Origin of the sequence: Halanaerobium saccharolyticum (genome assembly GCF_003053565.1) — a bacterium.
GTDB lineage: Bacteria > Bacillota > Halanaerobiia > Halanaerobiales > Halanaerobiaceae > Halanaerobium > Halanaerobium saccharolyticum_B.
Genome location: NZ_QAXS01000064.1, coordinates 1 through 6650, shown reverse-complemented (window position 1 = coordinate 6650; position 6650 = coordinate 1). Strand labels below are relative to the sequence as shown.

Here is a 6650-nt window from a genome sequence, read left to right as displayed (position 1 = left end):
TGGTTTCTGTGATATCTTTGTCCATAGTATATGCTCCTTATTTTTTGGGATTTGGACAAAGACTATCCTAATCCCAATTATAAGGAGTTTTTCTATTTTAAGCAAGTATTTTCGTTAAAAACAGAACTTGACTTTTCTTAAATATTTTTATGCAATGCTAGTGATCTAAACCACTGATAAAGTTTTCTACTGTCGAAGAACTACTGAAGGTTAATAAGTCTAAATCAGAATTTTTAATCAGCTCCAGCACTTCTGGCTCTAAAGCCACAGCCTCTGTTCTATAGGCTTCAACATTGTTAACCTCTGCTCCCAAAGCTTTAAGTTCCTCCTCCAGCAGCTGTGGAGCAATATCTGCCCGGGGGAGTAAAAAAGAGGCCTGACTGAGATTAATTTTACCCTCACCCTGCAGCTGTTTGAGATAATTTAAAATTCCTGCTGTTGAATAATCAGCAGGCATAAAATCTGCTTTAATTCCCTGTTTTCTTAATTCCTCTGCTGTTTTAGCACCAATAGTTATAACTTTTATTCCTGCCAGTGCCCTAAAATCAAGTCCTTTTTGATCGAGAGCCTCTCTGAAGTGTTTAACTCCATTAACAGAAGTGAAAATTAGATGGGTGTATTCGCCTAGATTTCTGACTGCTTTCTGTAGCGGCTGCCTGTTCTGAGCTGCTTTAATCTCAATTGTTGGCGCCAATACTGCCCTCCCGGCCTCTGTCTCAATCATTTCTACAAAGGAAGCAGCCTGAGCCCGGGGCCGAGTAACTAAAATATTTTTGCCAAATAGACTTTTGTTTTCAAACCATTTTAAATCCTGCCTCAGCTTAACAACCTCACCGATGATAATTACAGCAGGAGGCTTAAAATCGGCTGCCTCAACCCTGTCACTTATATTTATTAACTTCCCTGTGAGAGTCTGCTGTTTGGAATGACTACCCCAGCGGACAAGGGCAGCTGGTGTTTCAGGGCTTTTTCCTGCTGCCAGTACTCGCTCCACAATCTGAGGTAGTTTTCCAACCCCCATTAAGATTACCAGGGTATCTACAGCTGCCGAAATTTTTTCAATTTCAATTGTGCTTTCCTCTTTGTCTGCTGCTTCATGACCTGTAATTACTGCAAAGGAAGAAGCAAGGTGCCTCTGAGTCAGTGGAATTCCTGCATAAAGTGGAACTGCAAGCGAAGAACTGATACCGGGAATAATTTCGAATTCAATCCCCGCTGCTTTTAATTTTAGAGCTTCTTCCCCTCCCCGACCGTAAATAAAAGGATCTCCTCCTTTAAGCCGGCAGACTGTTTTGCCCGCTTTAGCCTTTTTGATCATCAGAGCTTCAATTTCACTTTGAGTAAAGTGGTGATCTTTTGCCTTTTTCCCGACATAAATTTTTTCTGCCTCAGCTTCAGCATATTCCAAAAAACGATCATTGGCCAGCCTGTCATATAAAATAACATCTGCCTTTTTGATTGCTTTTTTTGCCTTTAATGTTAAAAGAGCCGGATCACCAGGACCGGCTCCAGTTAAGTAAACCTTTGCTTTCATAATTTTGCTCTCCCTCTTTAAATTAAGTTTATCTCTTAAATACTAGCTCATTCGCAGTTTTTCAATTTTCTTTGAATTAGAAAAATAGAAACTTAAGTCATAAAAATTAATTTTTGGAAATATAGAGACGACCCGATTAAAAAATTTAGCTTTTTTCTAAAAAATTCCTCTATGGTCGCTTCGGATCTCCACAAGACCATGGTGGTCTTACCTCCCATATCTCCCAGGATCTATGTCCCAACATTCCTTCGTTCTACCTTTCCATGGGTGGAGGCCGGTTCTGCTCCTTTACCGGGTCTTAACTTAAGCTAAGCCCTAATGGATAAATATATTCCGGCTAATCCAGTCTTCCTCTTTCAAAGTTCTACTACTCAACTTTAAACGAGCTTTCTTAAATCAACTAATTCATTTACAACAATACACTTAATACTTAAGCTGCTTCCTGTAAGCTTAAATTTTTCTCAATATCATTCATCAACTTTTCACCATCATACATAATATGTTTTTGTCCAAGTGCAAAAAATATTCTAATCAGTTTGCAGGCTAAGGCAATCATTGATTGTTTTTTCTTTAAGGGATTATCTCTTCGAGTAATATAGTATTCATGCAGCTTTTTAAATTCTAGATTGTTAGCCAGCATCGGCATCATTACTCTGTACAGTAATGCTCTTAGTTTGGGTCTTCCTCTTTTGGTAATTCTGGTTTGACCCTGATGTTTACCTGAACTGTTTTCTTTTAAGTTTAAACCTGCAAGTTTCTGTATCTGTTTTGGATGATCATAATTATTAACATCTCCAACTTCTGCAATGAATCCTGCTACTGTCATGAACCCTACACCTTTTACTGACTCCATATATTTAGCTTCTGGCATACTTTCAAGAAGTTTCTCTACTTTTTCTTCAAGCAGGTCTTTCTGCTTATTTAAAAGCTCATATTGCTCGAGTAGATTTCTTAATTCAAATTGAGTAAATTCTGCCCCCTCTTTAATACCAACTGAGTTTAAAGCCGCCTTTTTAAGCTTTCTAGCTCTTTTTATGCCTACAGCTCTATTGGCACCCTTTCTGAAAACCTCAACTATTTCTTCATCAGTCTTTTCAAGTATCAATTCAGGTAAAAAGAGTTCTTTTAAAACTGCAACTGAAGCCTTTCCATCCCACTTTTTAAAAACTTTTTTATACTCTGGAAAATATTTATCTAGCAGCTGCTGCACTTTATTTGAAAGATCAATTATATCTTTAACTAATCTTTCTCTGTGACTCATTGCAACTCTTAAATCTGCATACTCTTTTTCTGGCATATGTGGCACAGAATATCTACCTTCTACTACCAATTTAGCTATGACTTTAGCATCTTTTTTATCTGTTTTAGTTGGTGAATTATCATCAAGAGTTTTAATTCTTTTAACATGAGCTGGATTCACTACCACTCTTAAGAAGTCTGTTTTCCTTCTTAAATATTCTTCCAGGGCAAACCAGTAATGACCAGTTGGCTCCATTCCAACTATTACATCAGTTTTATTTTCCTTCTCACTTATTTTTCTAATCCAGTGTAGAAGTTTTTTAAAACCTGCTTCATTGTTTTCAAAAAAGATTGCCTTATCATATTCTATCCCTCTAAAATTGAAGGCTCTTGCTGCATGTTTATTCTTTACAATACCCACTCCAACTACCAACGTTGAATTTTTTACTTGCATAATCTTTTCGTTTTGAGTATAATTCATGTTAGATACCTCCTTGGTTTTTTAGAGATCAGAATGACCTCTGATACTCCGTATTATACCAAGGGGGTATTTTTTTGTCGATATTGATTTTTATTCATTACAGGAATGCTCCTTTAACATTTTTATTAAGTATTTTTAAGCTTGAAAATAATCTCACTGCCCCCAGCTGCCATAATTTTAGCAGCAGTTTGCCGGGCTAATTTTTGAGCAGAATCTAAATCAGGCTGCTTAATTTCTTTTTCTCTTTTAATTATTCTGCTGCCGTCTATTTCGCCTACTGCAGCAGTTAATTTCAATTTTCCAGCTTCAATTAATACCTGAGCTGCTGCTGGAGCGTGGCAGCCAGCCTGAATTTCTTTTAAAAATTCATATTCTGTCCAGGCTTTTAAAGCCATTTCTTTAGTTTCTAATTCTTTTAAAATTCTTTTCAGACCCTGATCTTTTTTTCTAATTTCTGCAACCACTGCTCCCTGCCTTGCTGCCGGCAGACAGATATCTGCTGCCAGATACTCTGTTATTTGAGACTCAAGCCCCAGTCTTTCCAGACCGGCAGCAGCGAGAATTACCCCGGAGAGGTTTTCACTTTTAATTTTTTCCAGTCGGGTTTCGATATTCCCCCTGATGGCAACGATCTCTAGATCAGACCGATAGGCTAAAAGCTGTGATTTTCGGCGCAAACTGCCGGTTCCCAGTCTTGCTCCTCGGGGAAGATTAGCAATTTTATAAGCTGCCCCTGCCAGAACATCCAGCGGATTGGCCTGGTCAACTACTGCAGCAGCTTCTAATTCAGCCGGTAGCTTTGTCGGCAGATCCTTAAAACTGTGAACGGCAAAGTCAATTTCTCCTCCAAGCAGGGCCAGTTCTAGATCTTTGATAAATATACCTTCTGTATTAATTTCACTAAATTTTTTATCTCTTTCCCGATCACCAGCTGTGGAAATCGTTTTTATTTCAAAGTCTATTTTCGGATAAATTTGCTGGAGTTTTGTCTGAACCAGAGCAGACTGCCTTAAAGCAAGTCGACTGCCTCTACTTCCTATAATATATTTATTCTTCACTAAAATCCCCCTTATAACTTTTTACTAATTTTATAACTCTATTTTTAACTTCCAGGTACAAATCAGAGTCAGCAGAAATTATATCACCCTCAGGCTTCTGTTCTCCGGCTTCTGTTGCTCTCAGAAGAAGATTTTTTAATCCTCTTAAAAATTCAGCTGAAGCAAGGCTTTTAAATATTTCTTTTCTCAGACTCCGATCAGCAATCTGAGCAATTATTTCAGGCCGCAATTCCATCATAACCTGGAGCAGGAGCTGATATTCGATTCCATAATTTTGAGCCAGTTCTTCTTTTACTGCTTTAGATAGAGCAGGGAGACTGGCACCTGTAGAAACAGTTAAGAGCAGGTCACCTTTAGCTGTTGAAGCAGGAAGATTAAAATCTGAGAGTTCAGGCTGGTCAACCACATTAACTAAGATGTTTTTTGCTTTTGCCTGAACTGCAATCTTTTCATTTACTGCCGAGTTATCTGTAGCTGCAATAACTAAAAATTTTTCCTTTAAGTCTGTTTTTTTAAACTTTCTATTTTTAAATGTGCAGATCAAAGTAGCTATTATTTTCTGAAAGCTGTCCCCGGGGTTAAAATCACCGGGAAGATACCGGACAAAAAAGTTATTATAGGTTGGACTGACTATCATAACTTCTGCTTCTGTTTCCAGCAGCCCCCTAAACTTGCGGGCAGCTACTCTTCCGGCACCAGCTATTAAAACTTTTCTGTTTTTAAGGTTTAAATTAATCGGATATGGTTTCATTATCTTCACCAACCGCAAATATTTTTTGAGCCAGCTCCAGTTTTTCCTGAGCAGCATCCTTATCATCTACAGCCAGCTTTTTTAGCCCAACCGTTGGCTGGTGCAGAAACTTATTTAAAAGACGGTGGGCAAGCTGTTCTAAAACTTCTTCTGCCCTGAGCTCGGAATTTTCTAATAGATGCAGGGCTCTTTTTACTTCGTTTTCTTTTATTTCTTCTGCCTCTGCCCGCATTTCTTTGATCAGCGGCACACAAAAACGTTCTCGCATCCATCTATCATATTCCTGCACCTCTGTTTCAATAATTTTTTCAGCTTTAGCCATCTCACCCTGGCGCAGATCTAAATTTTTTTCTACTACACCTTTCAAATCATCAATATTATGGAGATGAACCCCTAAAATTTCTGCTACCCGCTCTTCTATATCTCTGGGCAGAGCAATATCAATTAAAAAAAGTGGACCCCTTTTATTCTTAACTATATCCCGGATCTCATTATAGTGTAAAACTCTGTGGGGAGCCGCTGTTGAAGCAATTAAAATGTCTACCTCAATCAATTTATCTTTTAATTTATCCCAGTGGATAACTTCTCCTCCGTATTTTTGAGCCAGTTTTTGGCCACTGCTGTAGGTTCTATTGGCGACTAAAATCCCTTCTGCTCCATAATTGACAAGATTTTTTAAAGTCAGCTCAGAAGTTTTTCCGGCCCCCAGAATCATAATTTTTTGACCATCAAGCTCTCCAAATATATCCCGAGCCAGTTCTACTGCTGCATAGCTGATAGATACTGCCCGCTGATTAATTGTAGTTTCGGTTCTAACCTTTTTCCCCACTCTAATGGCTTCTAGACAGAGCTGGTTTAAATAAGTACCGGTAATATCCTCTTTTTTAAAAACTTTAAAGGCAGATTTTAACTGAGCTAAAATCTGATCCTCTCCAATTACCAGCGAATCAAGTCCGGCTGCAACCTGATAAATATGTTTAACAGCCTTTAAATCACTGTAATAATAGATGTAATCATGGAAATCGTCTTTTTTATATTTTAAGCTTTCTTTTAAGTATTTCCTTAAAAGTTTAATGAAAAAAGTTTTTAATTTTGATTCAATAATCTTTTCTGAATTATATTTACAGTAGATTTCAAAGCGATTACAGGTACTTAAAATAAAAAGCTCATCCAGCAGCTCAGCTTTTAAAACTGCTCTTTTGAGCTGCTCTTTTTTATTAGCCAGAGAATCTCTAACTGAAATCGGGGCTGTCTTATAACTTATTCCAAGGGTCAGTAACTGCAAGTGTATCCTCCTTCTGCTGATAATTTCTATAGTTTTCCTAGTAATCTAATCAGTTTTATATTTTAATTATATTACAAAGGTATCATGACTGCAAAAAAATTAAACTTGAATTCGGCAAGTAAAAATACCGAATCCAGTTATGATAGTCTTTAAACAGTAAATCTAGTTCAAATTTTTTTGAATAAAAAAATAGAATCTCCTCTTGGTTTTATGGTAAAATGTTTTTAGGACAAAAAACCATACCAAAACCAAAAAGGAGATTCTGATATGAGTTTACCACAAAACAACAATAAAATAAATAG

At 37.3% G+C, this 6650-nt stretch carries 5 protein-coding genes; all 5 read right to left on the bottom strand.

The genetic code is table 11. The features are described from left to right. Nucleotides 1–157: 157 nt before the first annotated feature. The gene (gene cobA, locus C8C76_RS14670) at nucleotides 158–1534 is read right to left on the bottom strand and encodes a uroporphyrinogen-III C-methyltransferase (RefSeq protein WP_108142950.1); all 1377 of its coding nucleotides are present in this window, start codon (nucleotides 1532–1534) and stop codon (nucleotides 158–160) included. A gap of 430 nt (nucleotides 1535–1964) precedes the next feature. Then, entirely contained in the window at nucleotides 1965–3254 is a 1290-nt protein-coding gene (locus C8C76_RS14665; RefSeq protein WP_108142949.1) for an IS110 family transposase, read from the bottom strand. Nucleotides 3255–3379: 125 nt separating this feature from the next. Then, complete coding sequence (gene hemC, locus C8C76_RS14660; protein WP_181248249.1) at nucleotides 3380–4312, bottom strand: hydroxymethylbilane synthase; 933 nt, start codon at nucleotides 4310–4312, stop codon at nucleotides 3380–3382. Then, nucleotides 4302–5063 carry a precorrin-2 dehydrogenase/sirohydrochlorin ferrochelatase family protein gene (locus tag C8C76_RS14655; RefSeq protein WP_181248248.1) on the bottom strand — a complete coding sequence of 254 codons (762 nt, stop codon included), beginning with the start codon at nucleotides 5061–5063 and terminating at the stop codon, nucleotides 4302–4304. The genes hemC and C8C76_RS14655 overlap by 11 nt, the downstream gene beginning before the upstream one ends. Continuing rightward, the gene (hemA, locus tag C8C76_RS14650) at nucleotides 5044–6348 is read right to left on the bottom strand and encodes a glutamyl-tRNA reductase (protein WP_181248247.1); all 1305 of its coding nucleotides are present in this window, start codon (nucleotides 6346–6348) and stop codon (nucleotides 5044–5046) included. Before hemA ends, C8C76_RS14655 begins: the two co-directional genes overlap by 20 nt. Between the last annotated feature and the right edge of the window lie 302 nt (nucleotides 6349–6650).